The organism is Paenibacillus sp. NRS-1760 (assembly GCF_050467785.1).
Lineage (GTDB): Bacteria > Bacillota > Bacilli > Paenibacillales > Paenibacillaceae > Pristimantibacillus.
This window is the reverse complement of record NZ_JBITPK010000010.1, coordinates 503293-530145: the sequence shown is the minus strand read 5'-3', so window position 1 is coordinate 530145 and position 26853 is coordinate 503293. Positions and strand designations below refer to the sequence as shown.

At 46.4% G+C, this 26853-nt stretch carries 26 protein-coding genes; 2 read left to right on the top strand and 24 right to left on the bottom strand.

Annotated features, from left to right (window positions below; genetic code table 11):
* Positions 1-60: 60 nt before the first annotated feature.
* From ACIFSR_RS13385 to ACIFSR_RS13345, 9 genes are all read right to left on the bottom strand, one after another.
* The gene (locus ACIFSR_RS13385) at positions 61-231 is read right to left on the bottom strand and encodes a hypothetical protein (protein ID WP_179089914.1); all 171 of its coding nucleotides are present in this window, start codon (positions 229-231) and stop codon (positions 61-63) included.
* 92 nt (positions 232-323) lie between these two features.
* Positions 324-767: a D-aminoacyl-tRNA deacylase gene (gene dtd, locus ACIFSR_RS13380; protein WP_430057763.1), complete on the bottom strand. Its 444-nt coding sequence runs from the start codon at positions 765-767 to the stop codon at positions 324-326.
* A gap of 54 nt (positions 768-821) precedes the next feature.
* A complete protein-coding gene (locus ACIFSR_RS13375) occupies positions 822-3002 on the bottom strand; it encodes a RelA/SpoT family protein (protein WP_430057761.1) in 2181 nt (726 codons plus the stop codon).
* A gap of 198 nt (positions 3003-3200) precedes the next feature.
* The gene (locus ACIFSR_RS13370) at positions 3201-3731 is read right to left on the bottom strand and encodes an adenine phosphoribosyltransferase (protein WP_076270828.1); all 531 of its coding nucleotides are present in this window, start codon (positions 3729-3731) and stop codon (positions 3201-3203) included.
* A 22-nt stretch (positions 3732-3753) separates the two neighbouring features.
* Positions 3754-5772, bottom strand: a complete 2019-nt coding sequence (gene recJ / locus ACIFSR_RS13365) for a single-stranded-DNA-specific exonuclease RecJ (protein WP_430057759.1) — start codon at positions 5770-5772, stop codon at positions 3754-3756.
* A gap of 32 nt (positions 5773-5804) precedes the next feature.
* A complete protein-coding gene (locus tag ACIFSR_RS13360) occupies positions 5805-6722 on the bottom strand; it encodes a cation diffusion facilitator family transporter (protein ID WP_076270829.1) in 918 nt (305 codons plus the stop codon).
* Positions 6723-6785: 63 nt separating this feature from the next.
* Positions 6786-7700: a protein translocase subunit SecF gene (gene secF, locus ACIFSR_RS13355; protein ID WP_339207880.1), complete on the bottom strand. Its 915-nt coding sequence runs from the start codon at positions 7698-7700 to the stop codon at positions 6786-6788.
* On the bottom strand, positions 7690-8922 hold the full coding sequence (gene secD, locus ACIFSR_RS13350) for a protein translocase subunit SecD (RefSeq protein ID WP_076270831.1): 1233 nt from the start codon (positions 8920-8922) through the stop codon (positions 7690-7692). The genes secF and secD overlap by 11 nt, the downstream gene beginning before the upstream one ends.
* Positions 8923-9004: 82 nt before the next feature.
* Positions 9005-9244 (bottom strand): post-transcriptional regulator, encoded by a 240-nt coding sequence (locus ACIFSR_RS13345; protein WP_076270832.1) that lies wholly within the window; start codon positions 9242-9244, stop codon positions 9005-9007.
* 221 nt (positions 9245-9465) lie between these two features.
* Here ACIFSR_RS13345 and spoVB point away from each other — a divergent pair, with 221 nt between their 5' ends.
* Positions 9466-11043 (top strand): stage V sporulation protein B, encoded by a 1578-nt coding sequence (gene spoVB / locus ACIFSR_RS13340; RefSeq protein WP_430057756.1) that lies wholly within the window; start codon positions 9466-9468, stop codon positions 11041-11043.
* Between the two features lie 58 nt (positions 11044-11101).
* Here spoVB and ACIFSR_RS13335 read toward each other — a convergent pair whose 3' ends face one another.
* Entirely contained in the window at positions 11102-11821 is a 720-nt protein-coding gene (locus tag ACIFSR_RS13335) for a YetF domain-containing protein (protein WP_430057844.1), read from the bottom strand.
* Between the two features lie 262 nt (positions 11822-12083).
* Here ACIFSR_RS13335 and ACIFSR_RS13330 point away from each other — a divergent pair, with 262 nt between their 5' ends.
* The gene (locus tag ACIFSR_RS13330; protein WP_430057755.1) at positions 12084-12476 is read left to right on the top strand and encodes a TIGR04086 family membrane protein; all 393 of its coding nucleotides are present in this window, start codon (positions 12084-12086) and stop codon (positions 12474-12476) included.
* Positions 12477-12532: 56 nt separating this feature from the next.
* Here the strand turns inward: ACIFSR_RS13330 and yajC are convergent, their stop codons facing one another.
* From yajC to ACIFSR_RS13260, 14 genes are all read right to left on the bottom strand, one after another.
* Positions 12533-12850 carry a preprotein translocase subunit YajC gene (yajC, locus tag ACIFSR_RS13325; protein ID WP_076270836.1) on the bottom strand — a complete coding sequence of 106 codons (318 nt, stop codon included), beginning with the start codon at positions 12848-12850 and terminating at the stop codon, positions 12533-12535.
* 14 nt (positions 12851-12864) lie between these two features.
* The gene (tgt, locus tag ACIFSR_RS13320; protein ID WP_179089915.1) at positions 12865-13998 is read right to left on the bottom strand and encodes a tRNA guanosine(34) transglycosylase Tgt; all 1134 of its coding nucleotides are present in this window, start codon (positions 13996-13998) and stop codon (positions 12865-12867) included.
* A 22-nt stretch (positions 13999-14020) separates the two neighbouring features.
* Positions 14021-15067: a tRNA preQ1(34) S-adenosylmethionine ribosyltransferase-isomerase QueA gene (gene queA / locus ACIFSR_RS13315; RefSeq protein ID WP_430057753.1), complete on the bottom strand. Its 1047-nt coding sequence runs from the start codon at positions 15065-15067 to the stop codon at positions 14021-14023.
* A gap of 10 nt (positions 15068-15077) precedes the next feature.
* Positions 15078-17198: a SpoIID/LytB domain-containing protein gene (locus tag ACIFSR_RS13310; protein WP_430057751.1), complete on the bottom strand. Its 2121-nt coding sequence runs from the start codon at positions 17196-17198 to the stop codon at positions 15078-15080.
* Positions 17188-17655: a thiol-disulfide oxidoreductase DCC family protein gene (locus ACIFSR_RS13305; RefSeq protein WP_339207874.1), complete on the bottom strand. Its 468-nt coding sequence runs from the start codon at positions 17653-17655 to the stop codon at positions 17188-17190. Before ACIFSR_RS13305 ends, ACIFSR_RS13310 begins: the two co-directional genes overlap by 11 nt.
* A gap of 6 nt (positions 17656-17661) precedes the next feature.
* Complete coding sequence (gene ruvB, locus ACIFSR_RS13300) at positions 17662-18663, bottom strand: Holliday junction branch migration DNA helicase RuvB (RefSeq protein ID WP_076270841.1); 1002 nt, start codon at positions 18661-18663, stop codon at positions 17662-17664.
* Between the two features lie 19 nt (positions 18664-18682).
* Complete coding sequence (gene ruvA / locus ACIFSR_RS13295) at positions 18683-19318, bottom strand: Holliday junction branch migration protein RuvA (protein ID WP_054027250.1); 636 nt, start codon at positions 19316-19318, stop codon at positions 18683-18685.
* Positions 19315-19818, bottom strand: coding sequence for a crossover junction endodeoxyribonuclease RuvC (ruvC, locus tag ACIFSR_RS13290; protein ID WP_076270842.1), 504 nt, complete (start codon positions 19816-19818; stop codon positions 19315-19317). Before ruvC ends, ruvA begins: the two co-directional genes overlap by 4 nt.
* Before the next feature lie 161 nt (positions 19819-19979).
* Positions 19980-20627, bottom strand: a complete 648-nt coding sequence (locus ACIFSR_RS13285; protein ID WP_430057750.1) for a BofC C-terminal domain-containing protein — start codon at positions 20625-20627, stop codon at positions 19980-19982.
* A 194-nt stretch (positions 20628-20821) separates the two neighbouring features.
* Complete coding sequence (locus ACIFSR_RS13280; RefSeq protein WP_430057748.1) at positions 20822-22972, bottom strand: LysM peptidoglycan-binding domain-containing protein; 2151 nt, start codon at positions 22970-22972, stop codon at positions 20822-20824.
* Between the two features lie 203 nt (positions 22973-23175).
* Complete coding sequence (pheA, locus tag ACIFSR_RS13275; protein WP_430057746.1) at positions 23176-24045, bottom strand: prephenate dehydratase; 870 nt, start codon at positions 24043-24045, stop codon at positions 23176-23178.
* Positions 24042-25037, bottom strand: coding sequence for a homoserine kinase (gene thrB, locus ACIFSR_RS13270; RefSeq protein ID WP_430057745.1), 996 nt, complete (start codon positions 25035-25037; stop codon positions 24042-24044). Before thrB ends, pheA begins: the two co-directional genes overlap by 4 nt.
* Before the next feature lie 5 nt (positions 25038-25042).
* A complete protein-coding gene (locus ACIFSR_RS13265; protein WP_076270847.1) occupies positions 25043-26329 on the bottom strand; it encodes a homoserine dehydrogenase in 1287 nt (428 codons plus the stop codon).
* Between the two features lie 24 nt (positions 26330-26353).
* Positions 26354-26791 (bottom strand): ACT domain-containing protein, encoded by a 438-nt coding sequence (locus ACIFSR_RS13260; RefSeq protein WP_076270848.1) that lies wholly within the window; start codon positions 26789-26791, stop codon positions 26354-26356.
* Positions 26792-26853: the final 62 nt, after the last annotated feature.

Genomic DNA, 26853 nt, shown 5'->3' with positions numbered 1-26853 from the left:
ATTTGTTTATTTCAAAAGATAACCGCCCCAGCTCTCGGCTTGGGCGGCGGTATGCTTATGCTATAGTTGACCCGAATTATCGCGGCGCGGGTGCTGCGGGAAACCCGCCCACTCCTCCGCCGCTTCCATATCTTCCTCAAGCTCTGCAAAAATTTTAGCTTCTCTGCGATCGGAATGAAGCAGTCTGCGAGAGGCTCGTTCCATCCCTTGTTCCTTGCGTGATTGGTGCATTCGCGGTTTACCTCCAATATGGCATACTGCTTGTACAAGCTTCTTATGATGCGTGCACAGCCTACACTATATTGTTTCCCGCGTTGCCTTAGTTAAATACGGCTATCCAAAATTAACGTTATAGGCCCGGAATTCACGAGCTCCACGTCCATCATCGCACCAAAGCGCCCCGTTTCCACGACCAATCCGGTGGAACGAAGCGTCTCATTAAACAAATCATACAGCTGCTCTGCTTGCTCGGGTCTGGCGGCTGCCATGAAGTTAGGGCGTCTGCCTTTCCGGCAGTCTCCATACAGTGTAAACTGTGAGACCGAAAGCAGCTGCCCGCCAACATCTGAAATAGAATGATTCATTTTGCCTGACTCATCCTCAAAAATACGCAGGTTAGCTACCTTATCAGCCATCCATTTGACATCCACTTCTGTGTCCTCATGCGTCATGCCTACAAGAAGCACAAGCCCCGAGTCAATTGAACCTACTGTTTCACCCTCAATGACTACCTTTGCTTGTTTACTGCGTTGTACGACAACCTTCACTGCTCAAAAACCTCCGATATTCGTTTTGATCTCGATGCCGCAAGAGCAAAACGTTTATTGCATAATCCGTTGAACAGAATAAATATCCTGCACTCGTTTGATCTTCTCAACAACCGAAGTAAGGTGCTCGACATTGCGGATAAGCACCGTCATATGAATATGCGACATTTTGTTTTTTACAGAACGTCCGGTTACAGCTGAAATGTTCGTCTTGCTTTCGGATACCGCCTGCAGCACTTCATTCAGAAGGCCTCTGCGATCGTGTCCGGTTATTTCGATATCGACGCTGTAATTGGCATCGATATTATCTTCCCACTCTACCTCTATTACGCGTTCGCCCTCTTCGCCCTGATCGCCAAAAGGTATGTTCAAACAATCCATTCGGTGGACTGAAACGCCGCGCCCTCGGGTAATGTACCCGATAATCGTGTCTCCCGGTACAGGGTTGCAGCAGCGTGCAAAACGAACGAGCAAATTATCGATGCCCTTCACAGTCACGCCTTGATTCGGACGTGATTTGCGATTGCCCGGCGATTTTATTTCCTTGATTTCGCTTGTAAGCTCAATCTGGCTTGCCAGTTCGGCCTCTCTGCGCATCTTCTCGGTAAGCTTCGTGCAAATTTGTGCAGCCGTAATTCCGCCAAAGCCGATTGCGGACATCATATCCTCAATATCGTTAAATGCGAACTTCGCGGCAGCCTCCTGCAGCTTATCTTCCTGCAGCCATGCGGAAGGCTCAAGTCCCAAACGCTTCAGCTCACGCTCAAGCAGATCCTTGCCTTTTGCTACATTTTCTTCGCGACGCTCTTTCTTGAACCATTGCCGAATTTTGCTTCTAGCGTGTGAGGACTGCGCAATTTTCACCCAATCCTGACTTGGTCCATAAGAATGCTTCGACGTTAATATTTCAACAATATCCCCGGTTTTGAGCTTATGGTCAAGCGGCACAATTCGACCGTTCAGCTTCGCGCCAATCGTTCGATTGCCCACTTCTGTATGAATCCGGTAGGCGAAATCAAGCGGTACAGAACCAGCTGGCAGTTCAATGACTTCACCGCTAGGCGTAAATACAAATACGAGATCGGCAAAGAAGTCCATTTTTAGCGACTCCATAAACTCCGACGCATCGCGCGCTTCATGCTGAAGCTCTAAGATTTCTCGGAACCATGACATTTTATCTTCAAAGTTGCCGCCTGGTACAAGCGAACCCTCTTTGTAAGCCCAATGTGCCGCAATTCCGTATTCCGAGGTGCGATGCATTTCCCAAGTACGAATCTGTACCTCTGTAGGCTCTCCATTTGGCCCTATAACGGTCGTATGCAGCGATTGATACATATTCGCCTTCGGCATAGCGATATAGTCCTTAAAGCGACCAGGCATCGGTTTCCAGAGCGTATGAATAATTCCGAGCGTAGCATAGCAGTCCTTAATATTATCAACGATTATACGAATAGCAAGCAGATCATAAATCTCCGTAAACTGCTTGTTGCGATCGGTCATTTTTTTGTAAATGCTGTACAAATGCTTAGGCCGACCAGAAATATCACCTTCAATACCCATTTCTTCGAGCTTCTCGGTAATCCGGGAGATGACATCGTCAATAAACTGCTCGCGTTCCGCACGCTTCTTCTTCATCAGATTGGCGATACGGTAATATTGCTGCGGGTTCAAATAACGAAGAGCAATATCTTCCATTTCCCATTTGATAGCTGAAATACCGAGGCGATGAGCAATCGGACAAAATATTTCCAACGTTTCATAAGCGATACGACGCTGTGCTTCTTCCGATTGGAACTTCAGCGTGCGCATGTTATGAAGCCGGTCAGCCAATTTTATCAAAATGACGCGAATGTCCTGAGCCATGGCGACAAACATTTTACGATAGTTTTCGTTTTGCTGCTCTTCTTTAGAACGAAATTGAATTTTTTCGAGCTTCGTTAGACCGTCTACCAGCATCGCACAGGTTTCGCCAAATTTCGCACGCACCGTCTGCAAATCAACAGTTGTATCCTCAACGACATCATGGAGCAATGCTGCGATAATGGACAGCACGTCCATTTGCATATCAACAAGAATATCCGCCACCGCTACGGGGTGCAGAATATATGGCTCTCCCGATTTCCGTACTTGTCCGTGATGGGCTTGCTCCGCAAAGTCATAGGCTTCCTGGATGCGTATAAGGTCCTGCTCTTTCATATAGGCGGATGCCTTCTCGAGTAAATGCTCAATGCCCATGAAACGTCCCTTTCTGATTACACTCCTGGCGGATCCCATTCATGCGTTTTCCGAGTTTTTATAATATTATGCCTGTAATCACAGTACCGCGTCAACTACCAGAGACCTCCAGCAATAAAATAAAACCGCCTGGCCTTCTCGCAAAATGCGAATAAGGGGGATAGGCGGTCATTTTATAGAGCAATCTTGCTGCTTGAATTATGAGTAAGTCATTAGTGAGAATACGTCGATTCCTTTAAGCTTTTCACGGCCAGTTAAGTATGCAAGCTCAATTAGAAAAGCTGCGCCTACTACTTCACCGCCAAGCTGCTCAATCAAATTGATCGATGTTGCGATCGTTCCGCCTGTTGCAAGCAGATCGTCAGCAATGAGTACGCGTTGGCCCGGTGTGATTGCATCCTTGTGCATAGCCAGTTTATCCTGTCCATACTCCAAATCGTAGCTTGCTGTAATCGTCTCGCCCGGCAGCTTGCCGCTTTTGCGAATCGGAGCAAAACCTACGCCTAGCGCAATCGCTAGCGGTGCGCCTACTACGAAGCCGCGAGCTTCTGGTCCTGCAATGACGTCAATTTTCATATCCTGTACGGCAACTCGCATCTCTTCAATCGCAGCACGATATGCTCCTCCGTCTTTCAGAAGCGTCGTAATATCTTTGAAACGGATACCTGGTTGCGGGAAATCAGGAATTACCCGGATGTAATCTTTGAAGTTGTATTGTGTGTTGGACACTTGAGGTCAACCCTTTCCAATTCTAACTATTCATTATAATTTGTGTTGCTTCAAATTGTGCTTTTGCTTCTCGGTAACGTTCAGAAGTAGCTAAATCACGTTTCTGAGGTGAGGCTGCTGCCTGCATCAAACCATTGTCTCGGTTAATAAATTGCAGCTCCTCGAATACTGCCAGCATAAGCTCAACCGTCTCTAAGGATAAACCACTTTGCTTCGATAAGCGAGCATTTAATCCTTGAAGCGGAACTTCCCCCAGCTGTTTCAACAGTTGATACACTTTGCCGAATTGCTCGCGCTCTGGAAATTCGACAGCAGCAGGATCAAAATGCACATCATGCAGTTGAAGCTGAGGTTTACGCTGCCCATTCCACTCATTAACAGATAATTCGCCGACAACATCTATTTTGCTGCCCGGCTTTAATCCTTCTGCTAGCATTCCCATACTGAAGCCGATACCGTCTAATAGACGACGGCCGCTTCCTAGAGACAGCTTTAAGTGTCTTGACTCCTTGCCTATCGTACGACGATCTGCAAGCTCCGTCTTCTGAAACAGCAATCTTGGCGATGGATTTCCCATCCCGAACGGCTCAAGCTGTGAAAGCTCAGTAATTGTATCGAGAGTGGCTTCGCTAACCGAGCATACAAGATCAACAGACGTTTTGGGAATCCAATCGTCAGCGCTCAGCCATTCAGCAGCCAGCTCGCCAAGTTTCTGTTCAAATTCAGATAGTCGATCGCGATGAAGACTCATTCCAGCAGCGGCCTGGTGTCCTCCGTAATGATCGAGCAGCTCGTCGCAAGCTGTAAGGGCTGCATGCAGGTCGAAGCCTTCTATGGAGCGCGCAGAGCCTTTACACATCCCTGTCTGCTCATCTATCCCAAGAATAATAACAGGCTTATAATTGCGTTCAAGCAGTTTGGAGGCAACAATACCGATGACGCCAACGTTCCAGCCTTCACCTGAGAGCACAATAACTCGCGGAGGTGATACATTCGCGGCTGCAGCATCGTCGCATTTGGTCTGCCACTGCAGCTCGGCTTCCTTCACGATACTCTCCACTACGCGCTGCCGTTCTTTGTTTAGACTGTCCAGCCCGATTGCAGTCAAAATCGCATTGTCATAATCGTCGGTTGTGAGCAATTCGACAGCACGTTTCGCATGATCGAGCCTTCCAGCTGCATTGATGCGCGGTGCCATTCCAAAAGCAATGCCTGTCGCAGTAATGCTGTCCAGCTCAATGCCGCCAGCCTCTGCCAGCGCTCGGAAGCCTACTCCTGCATGATTTTTCAATCGCTCTAAACCACAGCGAACAAAAATACGATTCTCGTCTTTAAGCGGCATTAAATCTGCTACTGTTCCAAGACTCACAATGTCGGCCCACTCAAGCGGAGGACGCTCTAATAACGCATGCGCCAGCTTGAATGCAACGCCTACCCCCGCAAGCCCTTTGAACGGATAAGTGCAGCCTTCTTGCTTCGGATTGACAACAGCTGCTGCATTTGGAATTTGCTCAGGCGGCTCGTGATGATCAGTAACAACGACATCAATCCCGAGCTGCTTCGCATAATCAATTTCTTCAACAGCGCTGATACCCGTATCAACCGTAACAATTAAACCGATGCCTTCTTCAGCAGCCAGCTCAATCGCTTTTTTGTTTAATCCGTAACCTTCCAAAGCACGATGAGGAATATAATAATCAAATTCATAATTTAATGATCGAAATAAATGTACCAATAAAGATGTGCTTGAAACGCCATCCGCATCGTAATCGCCATAAATCCTTATTTTCTCATTGCTGGCTGCTGCTCGCTTTATGCGTGCAACGGCAGCCTCCATTCCTAGCAATAAATAGGGATCATGAAAATGCTCCACCCCGCCTCGCAAAAAACGTTCAGCCGCTTCGGTATCATCAAAGCCACGCTGCACGAGTAGTCTCGCTACTAGCGGCGGCAAACTAAGATTCGCTGCCAAATCCTTCGCTTTTGCTTCGTCGTCCGCAGACCATGGCGCTACAGCCCATCTTGTCTTCCTTTGAATCATGCTGCTTGCTCCTCTCCTGCTGTTTGCTGTTCTTATTGCAGCAGTGTCGGCATCTGCTCCTGATTCGGATCATGATTAGACTTATAAGGATAACCAGGATCATAAGGCTCAACGAAAATCGATACATCCGTAACATGTATAAAACGTTTCATGACGAGCTGCTTTACCCTTTTGGCAATCTCTTGACCCTCAAGAACAGAAATGCGTGGATTTACACTTATAACCATTTCTGCAATGACATAATGACCATGCTCTTTCGCTCGCAAGGTTTGCACAGTAATGACTCCATCAACACGTTGAATAAGCTGCATCAGCTCATCCGGATTTTCCTCTGAAGTCTTGCTATGTTCATCTTTTCGCATAAAGACTGTAGCCATTCTATAACCGTTAACGATAACAATGACCGCAATAACGATTGCTGCCGCCGGATCAAAATAATAGAGCACCGGCACATTCAGCATTTTACCAATAATCGCTCCGCTTGCGCCCACTAATGCTGCGACTGAACAATAAAGGCCTGTCATTCGATCCTTCGATGGAAAAAACAGCTGCTGAACGATTAGAGCAAGCGCGATGGCCACTGCCGCACTCCAGTGCGGAGCGCTCGTTACACGATCAGAAAGGTCTCTAATGGCAGATATACCGATTTCGAGCCCAACGATGAGAAGGACGACTGACAACAATATCGTTGTCGCCGTCTCTCCTCTTAAATCTACTGGTACCGCTTTGGCACCCGGGTTTGCCATTTTTCGCTGCCGGCTTGCCCTCAAACCTGAAAGGGCAACAACTCCTGCAGCGACCTCAGCCGCTGTTCGAAATGCATCCGCGAGCAGCGCTTTGCTTCCTGACAACCATCCTATTACACCTTTAAATAGAGCCAGCAGCATGTTTCCCCATAAGCCGGCCCAGCTTGCGGACTCTGCTTTTACATATCGCTGTGTGGTTGACATTTATACCTCCTACAAGGTTTTGCGAATGCAAAACCTACTTCGTAAGCAATCAACTGCTTATAATTAAGCTGTTTTCTTAACAACAGCCTTCGGCTTTTGTCTGCCTTTAAGCATTAGCCATAGCGGGCTCGCGATACAAATGGACGAGTACGCACCGCTTGTAAGACCAATGATTTTTGCAAGGGCAAATAGCTTGATTGACTCGCTTCCGAAGATGAACAAACAAACTGCAACGATAAGCACTGCTAATACAGTATAGATATTACGCGCCATTGTTTGCCAAATACTTGCGTTAACCATCTCAGCGAGCTGCTCACGGTTTTTATATTGACCAAACCGAAGATTTTCACGAATCCGGTCAAAAATAACGATTTTATCATTGATAGAATAACCGATCGTTGTCAACACCGCCGCAATAAACGGAAGATCTACTTCCAGACGGAATATCGAGAACAACGCGACAACGACAAATGCGTCATACAAAATCGCAATGTTCGCAGCTAGTGCAAAGCGCCATTCAAAACGAATCATGACATAAATCATAATGGCTACGCTAGCAATCAGTACTGCCCAGATCGTTTTGATCCCAAGCTCCTGCGCCATGTCCGGCGATACGACGTTAACCTCAGCCGATACTTGATCACCATACTTCGCTTTAAATAAGTCTTGAATTTCAGTGATTTTGGTTTGTGTAAGCACTTCGTCAAAACGAGCCGTTACACGTTCTTCACCTGTACCGCCAACTGTAGGCGTGATGCCTTCGATTCCTGCTTTCACAAGAATTTCTTTCGCGTCCTGCTGGGTAACTGCTTTGCCTACTGAAATATCCATATTCGTACCGGCCTTGAAATCAACACCGAAATTAAGGCTGAAAAAAAGCAAAGACAAGATGCCGATTACGGTTAACGTGATCGAGAACAGAAAGAACTTATTGCGGTTCCCGATGAAATCATAACGAATTTTTGTATTAAAGTTCACGGATTTCTGCCTCCTTCACACCATAGTAGCTTGGTTTTGTAAACAGGTTGCTCTTAATAAGGAGCATAATTAAAAAGCGGGACAAGAAGATGTTTGTCAGCATACTTACCAAAATACTGAAAATCATCGTTAATGCAAAACCACGAATTGCTCCGTTACCGATAAAGTACAATACTGCACTTGAAATGATGTTCGTAATGTTCGCATCCATAATGGTACGGAATGAGTTTTTCGATCCAGCTTTAAGTGATGAAAGCAAGCTTTTCCCGCTTCGAATCTCTTCCTTAATCCGCTCATACATAATGATATTCGCATCAACCGCCATACCTATACCAAGCACAAAGGCGGCTATACCCGGGAGGGTTAGGGTCGCATTCATTAAATTAAATACTACGATCAAGAGCCAAGTATAAGTAATTACTGTAATACCAGCTACAATGCCTGGAATACGGAACAATATAACAAGGAATATCAAAATAATGACTGTTCCGATAACACCCGCCTCAACGGTGTCTTTCAAGGAAGCTAGTCCTAGTTTAGCGCCAACGCTTTGCGTATATTTCTCAGTGAGCTTGAGAGGCAATGCTCCGAGGTTAATCATATCGGCCATTTCTCTCGCTTCATTTACGGTATATTCACCCGTAATTGTAGCTGATCCGCCTGAAATTGGTTCTCTTACGGATGGTCTGGAAAGCTCTTTATCATCGAGATAGATCGCTAAATACGAACCGATCAACCGTGTCGTAATTTCCTCGAATTTTTTCGCATCCTTAAGTTCGATCGTAACAAAAGGTTTGCTTAAGTTGTCATAACCAACACCTGCGCCATTTTGCTTAAAATCGCTGCCGTCCAGCTCGATCTTGCCGTCAGGTCCGCGGAACGTTAAATTAATAGGTTTAGCAAGAATCTCTCTTACTTCATTCTCATTCGCAACTCCTGCTAGTCTCAAACGAATACGGTTTGAACCTTCAGTTGTAATTTCCGGCTCTACAATACCGAGCTCGTCAATTCGCTTTTCCAAACTTTTAGCAGTTTCCTTTAGTGATTGCGGTGTTACAGCTTCTCCACCTTCAAGCGGCGTAGCTTCGTACAAAACCTCAAATCCGCCCTTCAAATCAAGGCCTAGCCTTACGTCTTTCACTAGCGATGGGCTTGTCCAAGCGATAACGCCAAACATAATGACTACGATCGCAAGGAAGGCAATTATTCTCTTCCCGAACATACGTCTAAATCCCCCTTATGATCTCAATATTCCTATTATACAGACGGGACAAAATCGAGTCAAAAAAAAAGAAACCGTCAATTTAAAATTGGGTTCCTTTGTATGCGCTTATCGTCATGAAATTCATAAATTTCATAACCTTTAAAGATAAAATATCATTTACTAATTCATGCAGTTCGGGCTGCCCCGACTTGTTATATTTCTGGCTAACGCATTCCCAAACCTCTTGACCCGTTACATGTTCGTAGCCAATGAGATGAAATTCCTCCGCTTTGCTGTTGCATAGCTCCTCAATCATACGATTTAATTCTTCGTCTGCCATGCTGCGCCTCCCAAAAGCTTATGACATAAAGCTGTATCCCATCTATTCGCTGTACCTCTGCCTTTTTCCTGCCCGCTTCATTGCTAATCTATAAATTGACTGACATGGAACTGGACATGCCGAGCATAAAGATGATAGTACATGCCTGTCTAAAGACTTCGACTCATATCAGCATCAGGCAGCATTTGGTTATTTCATGATAGAGAAGAGGGTACAACATAATGACAAAACGATCGGATCAAACAAAGCAAAACTTTATAAAAGGCGCCATGATATTGCTTGCTGCAGGATTATTTAACAGGCTGCTTGGTTTCATACCTCGCATTGCACTCCCCCGTATTATGGGGGCAGAGGGTGTTGGATTATACCAGCTAAGCTATCCGTTTCTAACTGTCATGATAACCCTCATCACAGGAGGCATTCCGCTTGCCGTTGCCAAATGGATTGCTGAAGCGGAGTCGCAAGGTGATTCCAAACGAGTAAAGTATATTTTTCGAACGGCTATGCTCCTCGTTACTTCGCTAGGCGTATTGTTGACCGCTCTCATGCTTCTTTTTGCACCTTGGATAACGAAGCATGTGCTGCCGGATGCCCGCGTATACCGCACCTTTATGGTTATGACGCCTATGCTGCTCATTATTGGCATATCCTCGGTTTATCGAGGTTACTTCCAAGGCAAACAGAATATGATTCCTACCGCTGTATCTCAAATCGTAGAAACCTTGCTGCGCATTGTTGCATCGCTATCATTTTCCTTCATGCTCCTGCCCTATGGACTTGAATGGGCGGCTGCCGGCGCAATGCTTGGAGCTGTGCTTGGAGAGATCGGGGGCCTCGCCGTACTTCTTTGGAAATACTACAGAGACAAATCCCGCATCAAACAAAAAGCTCTCAGTCATCCAGATGAAAAAGCAGGGAAAAACATTCCTGTATTGCGAAAATTACTTAGCTTATCCATTCCCGTTACAGGCAGTCGATTAGTCGGCTCCTTCTCCTACTTGCTGGAATCCATCTTTACCGTACGGAGTTTAGCGGCGGCAGGAATTACAACGGGCATCGCCACTGCGCAATACGGAGCATTGCAAGGAATGATCATACCGCTGCTTTTACTGCCAACTGCATTAACCTACTCACTTGCTGTTTCTTTGGTACCATCCTTATCCGAAGCGGCTGCACGCGGAGATCATGCGTTAATTCACAAACGGCTGCATCAATCGATGAGGCTTGCACTTGTTTCAGGGGCGCCTTTTGTTGTTATTATGGCTTTGTTAGCTGAACCGATTTGCCGTATCGTTTATAACCATGCCGAAATAGCTCCGATGCTCCAGCTCATCGCTCCTGTTGGCATTTTCATCTATCTGCAGGCTCCCCTGCAAGCAGCACTCCAAGCACTAAATAAACCGGGAACGGCATTAATTAATACATTAATTGGTGCGGTGGTCAAGCTATTTCTCATCGTTCAACTTGCATCGAATGCTGATTTTGGAATATACGGTGCTTTAATCGCTATTAATGTCAATATCGTACTCGTCACATTATTGCACGGCATTAGCGTATTGCGTTTCATTGGCTTCCATATGAAAGTACTTGATTTTGTAAAAGTTGGAACCTCTATGATTATTATGGGAGCTGCCGCCAGGTTTACGATGAATCATAAACCGCTCTCCATGGAATGGGTAAATTTACTTCTTGCATGCACAGCTAGCGTAATCATTTATTTAATTTTGATGATCGTAATGAAAATCATTGATCGCCACGATATGGCGCGTTTACCATTGTTCGGAGCTTGGTTTAAATAACAATGGTAAGGTCATCGAATGATAAAAACCGCGGTAAAGAAAGGGATAAGCCCTCTCTTTAACGCGGTTTTTTATCATGCGTATCAATAAACAACTTCCCTTTATAGTCAATCGTACAAAAAAACACGTCCTTAAAATCGAAGACGCCTCTTTCCTGCAAAACATTTTTTAGCCAAAATCTTGTCTTTTCAAGATTTTCCAAGTTTTTGTCCTGCACCTTGCCATCCATAATAAGCGGGACAGGCAATATCTCAAAGCGATATTTCGGTGGAAAAATATTCGTTTGATTGTACTGCTTCAGCTTTTGGTCGGATCGCTCTGATTCCTGACCTTCATTACTGCCCTCTTCAGACTCATCAGCATTTTCCTTGGGTATGACGGACAGCTTGCCGCTCGTCTCCAAAATCGCAAATTCAACATCCGATACAGCACTGATTTTATTTTCCCTTAACTGCAGCATTAGATCATCCAGATTGTACCGTTGCTTGCGCATAACGTCACTATTCAGCTTGCCCTTGTCAATAATTACACTTGGTTTGCCATCAAACAGCAGTCTTAGCTTTCGACTCTTCATCGTCATAAAAGCACTGCCTACTTGAATAATCATCAAAACGACCATCGGTAAGATGCCTTCCCACATCGCCCGCTCCATGTCTTCAATAACAATGACTGCAATCTCAGCAATCATGACTGAAATAACGAGATCGAACACGGAAAGTTTACCGATTTCTCGTTTTCCCATAAAACGCATGATCAGAAATACGACGAAATAAATCATTATCGTCCGGATCAACAGGCCCCAAAATTCCAAAGGAAACCGCCTCCTCGTCTTTATCATTCGAGCTGATGCCAGCTGCGTTTTGTCCGTAAAGCTATTCTGACCTACGTGTTACAACATCATACTCCTGCTGTTTATACGAATATATGGCAATGCCGAATAAGCTGCTCATAAATCCATACTGACAAGCTAATTCCTGTACTATTCTACCTAGCTTGACCATATGGATAAGTAATACGTTCATAACGCTGGGGGGAATATGATGAGTTCGGTTAAACAAGCACCTAAGCCGCCTTTAATCGCTTCACCTTTGCTTGCCGGAGTGCTTTTTTCAATCATTTGGCTAGCAGTAGGCGCATTGCTGCTCTCACTGCTTTTGCATTTTACGGCAATGAAGGAAAGCAGTTTGCCCTCTAACGCCATGCTGGTTCACGGCTTCGCAGCTCTAGCGGGGGGCTTTACATCAGGAAGACGCTCTGAGAACAAAGGCTGGTATAATGGTGCATTGCTCGGTTTGCTTTATGGCGTAATCGTTATCATTATCAGCTTTCTTGCTTCAAATGCTTCGTTATCCGTACACAGCATCCTTCTTCTAGGTGTCGCTCTCCTATCAGGCGCATTTGGCGGTATGATTGGCGTAAATATGAAGAAATAGACATTTACAAAAAAAAAAACCGACTGACATGCAAGCATGTCAATCGGTTTTTTCAATTATTTCTCTAAATCAACCGACGCTGGTGCGGAGTTGATAATTGTATTAATTGCGCTGCGCTCAAATGTCATTTTAGTTGTATCGTTGACACGAATAACAACCGTATCGTCACTCAGCTCAACGACTGTGCCATGCAATCCACCAATTGTTGAAATTTTATCGCCTTTCTTCAATTGGTTAAGCATGCTTGCACGAGTCTTTTGTTTCTTCTGCTGCGGACGGATAAGCAAGAAATAAAAAACCGCAAACATAAGCACAAAAGGCCAAATCATTTGTAGGATATTTGTTGATCCTGCTTCACCTGCTGCTTGCAACATCGAAATCCCTCCTTTCAAAACCCTTTCTCATTATCGAACAGGCCGTAGCTTGTGAAGAAGGAATCCCGGAAATCCAAAAGCCGGTCATCCATGATCGCTTGCCGAACGTCCCGCATGAGTTGTAGCAAGAAATGCAAATTGTGATAAGTCGTCAGTCTCATACCGAACGTCTCATCCGCTTTAATTAAATGCCGGATATAAGCTCTGGAATAATTCGTGCATGTATAGCATGAGCACTCTGGATCCAGAGGACCATAATCCTCAGCGTACTTCGCATTACGGATGACGAGTCTGCCTTGGCTTGTCATGGTTGTCCCATTGCGAGCAATACGCGTTGGCAGAACACAATCGAACATATCAATACCGCGGATAGACCCTTCAATTAATGCATCCGGCGATCCAACTCCCATAAGGTAGCGTGGTTTATTCGCTGGCAAAATGGGAACCGTATAGTCGAGAACATCATACATCAGATGTTTAGGCTCTCCAACACTCAGTCCACCAATAGCATACCCCGGGAAATCCATGGAAGTCAAATCATTTGCGCTTTGAATGCGCAAATCTTTGTACATCCCCCCCTGAACGATAGCGAACAGCCCTTGGTCATGCGGTCTTGCATGAGCCTTAAGGCAGCGCTCTGCCCAACGAGTCGTACGCTCCAACGATTTCTTCACATAGTCATGCTCGGCAGGAAATGGCGGACATTCATCAAATGCCATCATAATATCAGAGCCAAGAGCATTCTGAATTTCCATCGCTACTTCTGGTGAAAGAAATTTTTTGTCGCCATTAAGATGGGAACGAAAGTGTACGCCTTCCTCGGTAATCTTACGCATTTCGCTAAGACTAAAAACTTGGAATCCGCCGCTGTCTGTTAGAATTGGACGATCCCAGTTCATGAACTTATGCAATCCACCAGCATTTCTTACAATGTCATGGCCCGGTCTTAGGAACAAATGGTAGGTGTTGCTCAAAATAATTTGAGCATCCATCGCTTTTAGCTCTTCAGGAGCCATCGTTTTCACAGTAGCTTGTGTTCCTACCGGCATAAAGGTAGGCGTCTCAATCACACCATGCGGAGTGTGTACACGTCCTAGTCTTGCTCCTGATTGTTTGCATTGTTTGATTAATTCATATTTTACAGCCACAATTCACGCTTCCTATTCCTAATTAGTAAATAAACATGGCATCGCCAAAGCTGAAAAATCGATATTCATGAGCAATCGCTTCTTCATAGGCGTGCATGACAGCATCTCGTCCAGCCAGCGCACTTACAAGCATAACGAGCGTTGACTTTGGTAGATGAAAATTGGTGAGTAATGCATTGACAAGCTTAAACTCGTAACCTGGGAAAATAAAAATAGATGTCCAGCCGTTGCAAGCTTCGATTGCTTTTCCTTCAAAGCGAGCAGCAACAGTTTCCAGCGTGCGAGATGAAGTTGTTCCTACAGCGATAATACGTGCCCCGCTCCGTTTGGCTTCATTAATTATTTCGGCATTTTGTTCACTCAGCTCATAATACTCTGCATGCATTTCATGCTCCTCAACAAGGTCAACGGACATCGGGCGGAATGTGCCTAGTCCAACATGCAGTGTTACGTAGGCGAGTTTAACGCCCTTCGCTTGCAGACGCTGAAGAAATTCTTCCGTAAAATGCAAGCCAGCCGTTGGTGCTGCTGCTGATCCCGCATGTTTGGAATACACGGTTTGATATCGCTCGCGTTCTTCAAGCCTTTCCTTGATATACGGAGGCAATGGCATTTCTCCAAGACGGTCAAGCAGCTCCTTGAATATCCCCTCATATTCAAAACGTATCGTACGTCCGCCCATTTCGCCTTCTTGCTCAACAACAGCGCGCAGCAGCGGATTGCCTGCACCATCATCTCCAAAGGAGAGTGCGGTGCCGACCTTTAAACGTTTAGCCGGTTTTCCGAGCGCATCCCAGCTGCCATCCTCGAGCTGTTTCAATAACAATAGCTCAATCTTAGCACCCGTATCGCTCTTCATCCCCGTTAACCTGGCTGGAATAACTCTAGTGTCATTTAGAACTAGAACGTCTCCAGGCTTAACATACTGCTCTAAATCCGTAAATCTATTGTGCGTCAATTCGCCTGTTTGCTTGTTTAATGCAAGCAATTTCGAGGCCGTTCTGTCAAGCAATGGCGTTTGAGCAATTAAATGTTCCGGTAATTCAAAATCAAACCATTCTACGTTCATATCGATTCAATCATTCCTTAGCGATGGTGACATCTTTGTAGTAGTATTTCAAAATATATTGATAGTCATACCCTTGCTGAGCTAGGCTTAATGCTCCGTATTGCGATAATCCGACCCCGTGTCCGTTGCCAGACCCAACAAAACGGAATGAAGGCTCCTTCGTAGCTGCGCGAATATTACCGCTGCCATCTAATATAAACAAGTTAGCGTTAACCGCCTCTGTTTTTGTGCCTCCGGCACTAATCATATAAACAGGATTCGAATCCGACGGCTTCGTACGTGTTGTAGCTCCAGCACCAAGCATAGTAACCTTCGCGGTTTCCTCAATCTGGAACAACGTACTAGGCAAGGACCCCTGTACACCTAGTGCAGCACGATAATCAATTGGATAAGTAACAGCTAGCTTTTGTCCATTTGCTGTAATTTCTGTCGCACGTCCTGAAGCGCCGCGCTGGCTCACTTCGAGTGATTTGAGCGGACCTGAGACCGGAGTTTTCACTTTGCCGTTAATCGTTGTTAACATTTCTTGTGCGCTGTAAGGACCACGTATCCAAGTCATTGAATTGGATTCTACACTTTTATCCAGCACAACGACCCGTGTTCCATTGTCAACCGTTGCAATGACAGGGATCGTATCCTGTATAAGTGGATGCTTGCGTACTTTTGTGCCGTTTGTATTTACTAGCATGATACGACTTCCTGCTGCTGTCGTTTCTCCTGTCTCAGCTAGTAAATCCTCTCTAATATAACCAATTGCTCCGCTAGGGACAACAACGCGGTACCAATTGTTCAAACCTACCTCCGATGAAGCGTCCGGGCTTTTGACAGCCTGCATATAAGGAACTGCATTCCCCCACGCTTCTTTGGCATCAGCCGTAAATCCACCACTGTTGGCTGAATAGATCGCATCAATTGCTTTTCCATTGTACAATGCAACTTCGCCTGCTGTCTCTTCGACGGCAGCAATGGTTGATGGCCGCTCTGAGCCTACACCGTAATAAGCTTGGCTTAAAGTCGTATCCACGACATGTGCGATTTGGAAACCAAATCCTCGATTTAAAGCATAAGTGCGTGCAGCAACCGCTTGTGCCTTAAGTGCTTCGATAGGCCATGTAGGGTACATTTCCACACCTACAACTGAATATAAGTATTGTTCAAATGGAAGTTCATTTACTACTGCCATCCGTCCATTTAATATACTAAGCTCAAATAGTCCTCTATAGCTGCGAGCGCTCCGCTCGTTTAGCTTAATTGGATCATTCCCGATTGGAGATACCGTAACCTTCGTATCGTTGCCAGCAAACATATAGAGCTCAGTACTGCTTTCAGCTTTGGCTGTTACGGTATGATCATTTCTTATGAGCAAGTAAGCCGAACTAGCATCGGCCTCCTTCAATGCAGCTCCGCCTGAAGCATTTGCGGCAGCTGCTTTAACAATTTGCAGTTCAGCAGCTGATACAGCCGCCCCTACCATTACCGAGTAGTACGCTGATCCACTTTGCTGTGAACGAATAGCAACATAGGTATCGAGGCCAACTGCTCCGAAGCCGCTTGCTGCTGCTATCGCATCCGCTTTGCTGGTCAAAGGACCGCTCTCCAAATGAAGTGGGCCTTGAACCACCGAGTTCGAGCCTCCAACTAGCTTAGACAGCTCACTATCACCTTTCCACTTCGTTTGTGCAGTCACAGCTTCTGCAGCTGTTTTGTATGTACCTTCAATAACCTGATAGATGATTGCACCATTTTTTGAAAGGGAGGTTATAAAAGCAGTACCTTTCAAAGCTTGCAAACGTTTCTGCACAGCTAGAGCTGAAGCAAACGTGGAGCTCTCGTACACTTTGACTTTAAAGCTGTCAACTGCGAATCGAGCTGTAGCTGCTCCATCTACATTAAACCAATTATTGATGCCATCAGGCTTCCTTACACCGATGCTCATTCCACCCGTTGACGAAAATGTGGCAGCTGCTGTCGTATCATCGTATTTCCCAGGCAATTGCATGAACAAAGCAACTCGGATATTGTCGAGCTTTGGTACTGCCGCCTGTGATGGAGAGCCTGTCCAAGCTGTAGCGAGCAGTACAATTGCGATCGTCATGATTAAGTAACGCTTCATATTCCGTTTAATTGACATTCCTGTTGTTCTCCTCCCTCTTCCGCGGCAATTCGCAGCCATTAACGGAACAGCTTTGTTCTGTAGATCCAAACCATTCATATCTTCTTTTGGCTACAAATTTGTACAGACGATTTGCTATGCTTTTCATACCAGGTATTCGATAAAGTACGGATAGCCAGCGAAAGCCCTTTACCGTTCTTAAAATACGGACAATTCCATCCGCACCAGCAAAGAGCTGCCCCTGCTCATCAGCAACATGCATTTTCTCATACAACTCTTCAAATTTCAACAGACCAACGGAAGGAATTAGCTGTTCCGTACTGCCTGCTGCCTCCAACTGTTGAATTTGAACATAATGCAAATCCGCTTTAGAATGAAGCTCCCTCAGCTTCGCAATGGAACCCAGGCACAGATTGCAATGGCCATCATAGATAACATAAAGTTTCTCAGCGGCACCATTGGCTCTGGAACTCATGGCGTACTACCTCCCCGGTATTGGTAGACCTAGGTGACGATAGGCGTTTTCCGTAGCAATCCGGCCTCGCGGCGTTCGCTGTAAAAAACCAATTTGCATTAAATACGGCTCATAGACATCCTCAATCGTTTGGCTTTCTTCGCCTATCGTTGCTGCAATCGTATCAAGGCCAACTGGCCTGCCGGCAAAAGTAGTCATCATTGCTTGCAGCATTTTGAAATCGATGAGGTCAAGTCCCATTTTATCTACCTGCAGCAGCTCAAGCGCCGAACGCGCGATATCATGTGTGATCACGCCGTCGCCGCGCACCTGCGCAAAATCACGCACTCGTTTAAGAAGACGATTCGCAATCCGCGGTGTTCCTCGAGACCGCATTGCAATCTCAGAAGCCGCTTCACCTACAATGCTGACGTTCAATATTTCTGCTGTTCTAGCCACGATAAACGCAAGCTCATCCATCGTATAAAATTCTAATCGGCTCACTACGCCAAAACGATCACGAAGCGGTGCAGATAAAAGCCCTGCTCTTGTAGTTGCGCCAATCAAGGTAAAAGGCGGCAAATCGAGTCGAACCGATCGAGCGCTGGGCCCTTTGCCAATCATAATATCGAGTGCAAAGTCTTCCATTGCCGGGTACAATACTTCTTCTACTGTACGATGAAGGCGATGAATTTCATCAATAAAGAGTACATCGCCTTCCTGCAGGTTCGTGAGCAGTGCAGCAAGATCACCAGGACGTTCAATTGCAGGTCCCGATGTCGTGCGAAGGCTCACTCCTAGCTCATTGGCAATAATGTTCGACAAAGTCGTTTTACCAAGACCTGGAGGACCATACAGCAGTACATGATCAAGCGCTTCTTTGCGCAATTTTGCTGCTTCAATATATATTTTCAAGTTTTCCTTGGCTTTTGTTTGCCCAATATATTCGGCTAAATAACGGGGACGCAAGCTGAGCTCAACTGCCTGATCTTCCATCATCAGGTTGGCGGAAATGATTCTATCATCCATCTGCCTTCATCTCCCTACTTTAACCTTTAAATAGCTGCTGCAAAGCCCGCTTCATCAAAGAATCGACTGATTCCTCCGCCGTAACGCTATGCTGCAATCCATTCCATGCTTTATCAAGCTCCGCTGCTGTGTAGCCCAGCGCAGCAAGCCCTTCCCTTGCTTCCTGCCAAGCGGTGCCTGCGCCTTGACCTGAATGCCTGCTCGATGTGAGATCAAGCGCAACGCCTGCTGCAGTCAAAAGACCTCCATCCAGCCCCGCCCCGATCAGCTTGTCCTTTAGATCTAGAATCATCCGCTGTGCGGTTTTTTTTCCTATGCCCGGAAGCTTAATGAGAAACGCTATATTTTCCTGCTGAATAGCGGCTATAACCGCATCCGGTCGACCACCTGACAAAATGCCCAAAGCGACCCGTGGACCAATGCCGGATACCTCCAGCAGCTTGCGGAACAGCGTCTGCTCCTCTCTCGTCTCAAAGCCAAACAACAAGACAGCATCCTCGCGAACGTTATGATGAATATAGACGACGACGGGCTCTTCTTTTTTTGCAAATGCATACGGATTAGGAGTAAATACACGATAGCCGGTATCTCTTACGTCCAGAACGATATATTCGGATTCTAGATGGACGACATTGCCTCTTAAAAAATCGATCATGAACGTTTCACCTCATTTATTTTCTGATTGAGTACGACCGAGTGCGCATGACAGATCGCAACAGCGAGCGCATCGGCAACATCATCGGGCTTCGGCACTGCCGAAAGCTTCAAAAAAACCTTAACCATTTCTTGCACTTGTTTCTTCTCCGCTTTGCCATAACCAACAACCGCCTGCTTTACTTGAAGCGGCGTATATTCGCCAATAGGCAATCCGCGCTGCGCAGCAGCCAAAATAATAGCGCCCCTAGCCTGCGCCACATCAAAAGCCGTCGTCACGTTTCGATTAAAAAATAGTTTCTCTATGCCCACAGTATCCGGCTTATATTTATCCATTAAAGCGCCCGCAGACTCGTAAACTTGCAGCAAACGCTGCTCTGAAGGCGTATGAGCTTCCGTCTGAATCGCACCGTATTGCACGGGCGTAAGCTTGTGTCCGATCTTATCTATGAAACCAAATCCAACGATCGCATAACCAGGGTCAATTCCAAGAACGCGCAAACGGTCATCTCCTCAAAATAACTGCTTTCTCCACATACTCACTGAAAGTTGCTTCATCCATTATAGCAAAAGATGGCGTGAATGAGAACGCGCGTTTGATATTTCGGCCTTTAGACATAAAGAAAGGAGACCGCACGATGATGTGCGATCTCCTTTGTCACTTACTCTTGCTGATAGGCTGGGTTCATTACTTTCTGATTTTGCTCAATAGCATAGTCGCTATAGGTGGATAGAACACTATTATATTCTTCCATGTCGGTTATCCGAATCCCTTTGGTAAGCTGGTCCAGCTTATCCTGCGGCAAACTGCTCTCCATATAGCGAACGTCCAGCTGGAAAAAGGTTCGAACAACCTTTTCTTTTTTTGGAGCACCGTCATAAAGGGTAAGATTCCCTTTCTTGTCGACGCCCATATACGCATTCGCTTTACAATGCTCGGACAAATCCTCAATACGCTCTTCAAACTGAACGGTGCCCTGTTCTTGATTCAACATGACCTTCCACTCCGGATGTGCAAGCACTAGCTGAACAATCTCTTTACTCATCAATTGACCCAGAAGCTTCGATTCTTCGCCGCACACATATACGAGGCGCAGCTTTGTAGATAGCGCTCCATCAAGCTTCTCAAGCTCTTGAATAACGCTCGTTTGATTCGCTGATGGCTTGGGTGCAGCTGTGACAACATTTTTATTAGCGATAAAGAGCCAACCTGCTAGCAAGCAAAACATAATAACGCCTAACATCCAAACGGGACGCCGCTTTCTCTTTAAACGTTTCTTTAAGTTTTTCCAAAGGCTGAATTCCATCATAGGGAAGACCCCTTCTTTATATTTTTTGATAGTATGCGCCATAATTACATAAATATTCAAAACGATTTATTTGTAAGAATCCATAGTTTAAGCTGCTTGTCCTATACTTGTTTTTCAAAAAAAGACTAACATTATGTATTCATAATAAAGAAAGCCCCAAAGGATAGTAGACCTTTGGGGCAGCATGTATTTATTTAACGATTGATCCAAGGCTGATTTCCACGTTTTTTCGGTTTATTAGGCCGTGTGGAAACTGTTCGAATAACTGCTTTCTTGTTCGATTTCTTTGGTACAACTATCTTTACTGGTTTTTCAATTTGTACGTCAGCCGCCTTTGCGGTGTTTTGATCAGAACGATTTCCCTTGCAGCCGCAATCGTCTTGATTCATATTGCCTACACCGGCTGTTTGAGGCCAGCCTTGATTAGATGGAAACGGCTGTGAGTATGGGGAGAAGCCAGCTACAGGGTAACCATAGCCGCCATCATTTTGCACTTGAACCGGCATTACATTCCCATGCCCGCCATGACCATAGCCGGAGCCATAACCATACTCAGGCTGCATGCTCGATGGGAAAGCCATCCCTTGGTTCGGCTGTGTTGCAAACGGCGATACCATGCCTTGGTTCGGCTGCGATGCAAACGGCGATACCATGCCTTGGTTCGGCTGTGTTGCCAGCGGCGATACCATGCCTTGGTTTGGCTGTGTTGCCAGCGGCGATACCATGCCTTGGTTCGGCTGTGTTGCAAATGGCGATACCATGCCTTGGTTTGGCTGTGTTGCAAACGGCGATACTGCACCTTGGTTTGGCTGTGTCGCAAATGGCGATACTGCGCCTTGGTTCGGCTGTGCCGCAAATGGCGATACCACGCCTTGGTTTGGTTGCGTCGCAAATGGCGATACCGCGCCTTGGTTCGGCTGTGTCGCCAGCGGTGATACACTGCCTTGGTTTGGCTGCGATGCAAACGGCGATACCATCCCTTGGTTCGGCTGTGTCGCCAGCGGTGATACACTGCCTTGGTTTGGCTGTGTCGCTTGAGGGGACACCTTACCTTTATTCGGCTGTGTTGCCAGCGGCGATACCATGCTTTGGTTCGGGAAAGCAGAAGTTCCGGCTACCATTTGACCACTTTCCTGCATGCCATGCTGGAGTGGATTTATCATGGGATAACCATAACCCCATTCAGGGCCAACGCCCATTGGCATGCTGGATGGAGATGGGTAACTGCCGACAAATACCATCCCCGGCGGACACTCAAATGGCGCCTCGTTGCCTTCATGCATTGGGCTTACCGTACTTCCGAATGGCACAGGTTGATGCCAATCTCCGTAACCGTAGCCATGTTCCATGTGAGCTGGCATGGTCATTGGTTGACCAAATCCATACCCCGACTGAATTGGCATGGTCATCGGTTGCCCATAACCATATCCCATCTGAGCCGGCATAGTCATCATTGGCTGATGATGCCCATATCCTCCGTAAGTAGGCTGTTGTGCAGCTGGCGAGATTGCTTCAGGTGCTTTTGGCAAATCATACAAGGATAATGCTTCGGTTGCTGGGATGCCATATTGCTTGAATAAATCAACATTTGGCTTGTATTCGGAATGAATCGGTTTTAGCTTTTTCTCAACAGGCTTTTCGATTGGCAGTGCCTTTTTGGCTGGCTCAACTGCTGCCGCCTTAGGGGCAGGAAGAGGAGCTGGTTCTACTGGCTTCACAATAGGTGCTGTTGGTTTTTTCTCTTGAACAGGTGCAACAGGCGTTTCAGGAGCAGGGGCTACTGGTGCTGGTGCAATAGGCGCAGTTGGCGTCTTGCCTGCAATTGGAGCTGTAGGTGTTTTTCCAATAATAGGCGCTGTAGAAAGCTTTCCGACCCAGCCCTGTACCCCTTGCATGATTGAGCTTGGGTGAAGGGCGTGATGACCTCCCGTGTTTTGTGCCACGCTCTGCCCAGCTTGTTGTCCAGTACCTCCAGTACCTTGGCCACCAGTTCCTTCAGTCATGGTTTCGCCTACTTTAGGGATATTCACAACTTCACCAGTAAGCAATACATTCGGATTTTTGAGCTGCGGATTCGCTTTAATCATATCCGCGAGCGGCACGCCCCAAGCTTTCGAGAGCTTCCAAAGGGTATCACCTTGTTTCACAATATGCTGATGCATGATGTCCATTCCGCCTCCTGCGCCGCCCGCGATGCTTGAAGGAATTTTCAGCTTCATGCCAACATCAATGGCGTCCGGATTCGTAATACCCGGGTTCAGCTTCAAAAGCTCTTCGAGCGAAACATTATACTTTTGGCCGATAAAGTATAACGACTCGCCCTTCTTCACAATATGGATTTTCACTCGTTGTTAACCTCCTGTCACGTTCTGAATAACCAGGCACTGCTAATGCCTATTATCAATCCTTACATCCTATGCAGAATATGGGCAGGTGTCTCCACTTTCACAAAAAAAATAGTAAAAAGCCGAGTTCACCCAACAGAGTGAACTCGGCTTTCTATTACAATATCGATTAAACCTAAGATGTAGCGCACAACCAGCTATGCTTATTTCTTGAATTCAGTAAAGCTTGGATAGCTTCCTAATACGCGAACCTGACATCCGATTGCTTCAATTTCTTGAATGGCTGAAGGTAGCAAAACGGTATCAAGAGCCATATCAATGTCGATGAAGAAATAATAATTGCCGAGCTTCTTCTTCGTCGGGCGCGATTCAATTCGGGTCAAGTTGATTTTGCGCCATGCAAAAGCAGAAAGAACCTGGTGGAGCGCTCCCGGGTAATCCTCTGGCAATGTAATTAAGATGCTCGTTTTTATTTTATCGGATTTACGATCGGTATATGGCTCTGATCCGACCAGCAAAAACCGAGTGTAATTATTATCATGATCTGTAATCTCACTTGCGAGAACATCAAGCTTCTCGTTCGCAGCAGCTGTCATCGTGCCAATAGCTGCCAAACCGGCATTCGGATTGTTTTGAACGATTCTAACGCCCTCTGCTGTACTGCTGACATGTTCTGTAACCGCATGCGGAAGATGTGTACGCAGAAATTGCAAGCACTGTGCGATCGCTACAGGATGGCTGATCACTTTAGTAATACGTGAGTAGTCCATTTCCCCATTATCGTTTAACAGCTCAGATTGCCGGCCGATCAAATTTTGAATGGAGGGATAAACCCACTCCGCTTGAATCGGAATATCAACCTCATGTACAAGCCAATCCATATGAAGGCTAACAGAACCCTCAATCGTATTCTCGATTGGAATGATGCTGTAATCACTTATTCCATTGACAGTAGACAGGAACACATCGGATATTAGCCGATGATGCTTCCAGTTTATTTCTTCACCGCGGAATAAATGTCTTGCTGCCTCATCCGATACGGAGCCAGCAGGTAAAACCGCTATCGTCTTCATCGCTTCATATCTCCTTTAATTCGATCCGGAAGAGGAATCGCAGGCTGCGAAGAAATTTCCTCTATCGTAATTTGAGGACCTTGAGCGCTTGGCGACAGCCATAGCGTATTCGCTTCAATGCCCTCCTGCTTTAGTGTATCAAGCAGAAATGTTTCAAGCATGGATTCGCCCGAGCTGTGTGCAGCACCGGCTTCCGTATCCTCAACAAATGCAATCAGCGTCGGCCCTGCTCCGCTTAGCGCAGCACCAAGCGCGCCGTGCTCTACTGCGTGCTCCAGTATAGTTGCCATGCCGGGAATCAGGGCTGCACGGTAAGGCTGGTGCATCCGATCCTTCATCGCATGGCGAATCATACCTAGCTCGCCGCCAGCAAGCGCTGCGACGAGCAAAGAGCTGCGGCTGACGTTAAATATGGCGTCAGCCATACTGATTGTAGACGGAAGCGCATGACGCGCCTTCTCCGTCGACAGCTGAAAGGCTGGAATCGCGACAAGCGTCTTCAGCTTATGATGCGGCTCAATTCTAACATAATCTGCTCGCTCCCCATCCCAAGCCGAGACGACAATGCCGCCGTATAGTGACGCGCCAACATTGTCCGGATGGCCTTCCAGCGCTGTTGCCATTTGGAACAGCTTATCATCCGTGAGCGGACTGCCAATCAATGCGTTCGCAGCAACCAGAGCGCCTACGATTGCTGACGCGCTGCTGCCTAGTCCGCGAGTGAGCGGTATATCGCTGTGCATTGAAATCGAGAGTTCTGGCACGGATACGCCTGCTTCTTTGAACACAAGCTGCGCAACCTTATAAATTAAATTCGTTTTGTCCTTTGGCAATCCATTCATTTGATCGCCGTAAAACTGGAATTCTGTTCGTTCAGAGATGCTCATTTCAATCCATGCGTATAGCGAAAGAGCCATCCCAAGCGTATCAAATCCTGGTCCGAGATTTGCTGTACTTGCTGGTATTTTTACGATTACTCTGCGATTGTTCATAAGATTTATCCTTCTACGCGATAGACGCTTTTCACTTTATGAACGACATCCAGCGAGTCAAACTTAGCAAGCACCTTCTGGATAGCTGCTTTGTTCGCGTCATGAGTGATGATGATGATCTCAGCTTCCGGATTAGACGGTGTCGGCTGCTGCAATACCGACTCCAAGCTGACCTCAAAGTCAGCAAACACTTGCGTTATGCGTGCAAGAACGCCGGCACGATCTGCCACTTTAAGCAAAATGAAATATTTAGATGAGATCTGCTCGTCAGTCTTGAGCTTCTTCTCTTTATAAGCAAGGCTTCCCTGCATGCCGTTCACACCAAGCTTCAGGTTTTTCACAACGGCAACCAAATCGGATACGATCGACGTAGCTGTCGGAAGCTCACCCGCGCCTGCGCCGTAGAACATCGTTTCACCAACAGCTTCGCCATATACATAAACCGCGTTAAACACGCCGTTTACCGATGCGATAGGATGCGATTGCTTCACCATCGTTGGTTGAACGCTGATGCTGATCAAATCATCCTGACGCTCTGCGATACCAAGCAGCTTCACTTCATAGCCAAGACGCTTCGCGTACAAAATATCTTCTTTGGATACCGATGAAATGCCTTGAACGGATACATCCTCAAGCGCAACATTGGCACGGAATCCGATTGTAGCGAGAATTGTCATTTTGCGCGCTGCATCAAGTCCTTCGACATCTGATGTCGGGTCTGACTCCGCATAACCAAGCTCCTGCGCTTCTTTAAGCACATCTAGATACGAAGCGCCTTCTTGACTCATCTTTGTCAAAATAAAATTCGTTGTGCCGTTCACAATGCCCATAATTTTATTAATGCGGTCGGAGGCGAAACCTTCGACAAGTGTACGAATAATCGGAATACCGCCGGCTACGCTCGCTTCATACAAAACATCGCAGCGGTTTTCTTTGGCTTTGGCCAATATTTCAGGTCCGTGCATTGCCATCAAATCTTTATTTGCCGTTACGACATGTTTGCCGAGGGACAGCGCTTCTAGTATATATTCTTTCGTAAGCCCGATTCCACCCATAACCTCAACGATAACATCAATTTCAGGGTGGCGGATGACCTCCCAAGGATCCTCAGTTAGCTTGCTTGCATCCACTGCAATATTACGCGATTTGCTTTTGTCTTGAACGAGCACCTTTTCAATTACGATCGGCGAACCGACCTGACTAGCCAAATCATCCTGATGTCCCTCAACAATTCGAACTACACCTGTACCAACTGTACCAAGACCTAATAAACCAACTTTAACCGGCTTCATATATACCCTCCATTATCAATTCTGTTATCCTTGTCCGATGACCGAAGCTTTACGCACGCCTGGTTGACTGCGAAGCATTTCAACCAGCGATGACAGTTCTCCGGAAAGCTGCGAAATATCGACCGAAATGACGACATTAGCGAAACCTTGGAGCGGAATGGACTGATTCATCGTCAGCACATTGCCATCCTGGCTCGCCACCATGCTAAGTACGTTGGAGAGTACGCCTGAACGATGCTCCAAATCCATAGAAATGGTCGCAATACGTTCTCGTTCCAGCTCATTTAGCGCGTAGACACCATCTTTATACTTATAAAAAGCGCTTCGGCTAAGTCCAACACGTTCAACCGCCTCATGTACGGTTGCCGCATCTCCTCGGCCAAGCATCTCCTTCACTTGTATCGTCTTCATAATCGCTTCCGGTAAAATATCCTCTCGAACGACATAATAGCGTTTCGTCACTATACGTCCTCCTCAAAAAGACAATTGTTCACCTATAGTGGACATTATATCGAAATATACAG

Coding starts and splice junctions, on each gene's coding strand:
- ACIFSR_RS13330 (WP_430057755.1), top strand. CDS start 12,084: ATGAGTTCGGTTAAACAAGCACCTAAGCCGCCTTTAATCGCTTCACCT.
- pheA (WP_430057746.1), bottom strand. CDS start 24,045: ATGAAGACGATAGCGGTTTTACCTGCTGGCTCCGTATCGGATGAGGCA.
- ACIFSR_RS13310 (WP_430057751.1), bottom strand. CDS start 17,198: ATGTCAATTAAACGGAATATGAAGCGTTACTTAATCATGACGATCGCA.
- ACIFSR_RS13385 (WP_179089914.1), bottom strand. CDS start 231: ATGCACCAATCACGCAAGGAACAAGGGATGGAACGAGCCTCTCGCAGA.
- ACIFSR_RS13345 (WP_076270832.1), bottom strand. CDS start 9,244: ATGGCAGACGAAGAATTAAATCGTATGATTGAGGAGCTATGCAACAGC.
- ACIFSR_RS13335 (WP_430057844.1), bottom strand. CDS start 11,821: ATGATTTATTTCGTCGTATTTCTGATCATGCGTTTTATGGGAAAACGA.
- ACIFSR_RS13305 (WP_339207874.1), bottom strand. CDS start 17,655: ATGAGTTCCAGAGCCAATGGTGCCGCTGAGAAACTTTATGTTATCTAT.
- ruvB (WP_076270841.1), bottom strand. CDS start 18,663: ATGGATGATAGAATCATTTCCGCCAACCTGATGATGGAAGATCAGGCA.
- queA (WP_430057753.1), bottom strand. CDS start 15,067: ATGAACGTAGAATGGTTTGATTTTGAATTACCGGAACATTTAATTGCT.
- ACIFSR_RS13360 (WP_076270829.1), bottom strand. CDS start 6,722: ATGTCAACCACACAGCGATATGTAAAAGCAGAGTCCGCAAGCTGGGCC.
- spoVB (WP_430057756.1), top strand. CDS start 9,466: ATGACAAAACGATCGGATCAAACAAAGCAAAACTTTATAAAAGGCGCC.
- secD (WP_076270831.1), bottom strand. CDS start 8,922: ATGTTCGGGAAGAGAATAATTGCCTTCCTTGCGATCGTAGTCATTATG.
- thrB (WP_430057745.1), bottom strand. CDS start 25,037: ATGAACAATCGCAGAGTAATCGTAAAAATACCAGCAAGTACAGCAAAT.
- recJ (WP_430057759.1), bottom strand. CDS start 5,772: ATGATTCAAAGGAAGACAAGATGGGCTGTAGCGCCATGGTCTGCGGAC.
- yajC (WP_076270836.1), bottom strand. CDS start 12,850: ATGTTGCAAGCAGCAGGTGAAGCAGGATCAACAAATATCCTACAAATG.
- ruvA (WP_054027250.1), bottom strand. CDS start 19,318: ATGATCGATTTTTTAAGAGGCAATGTCGTCCATCTAGAATCCGAATAT.
- ACIFSR_RS13375 (WP_430057761.1), bottom strand. CDS start 3,002: ATGGGCATTGAGCATTTACTCGAGAAGGCATCCGCCTATATGAAAGAG.
- ACIFSR_RS13265 (WP_076270847.1), bottom strand. CDS start 26,329: ATGAAGCCGGTTAAAGTTGGTTTATTAGGTCTTGGTACAGTTGGTACA.
- ACIFSR_RS13285 (WP_430057750.1), bottom strand. CDS start 20,627: ATGATGGAATTCAGCCTTTGGAAAAACTTAAAGAAACGTTTAAAGAGA.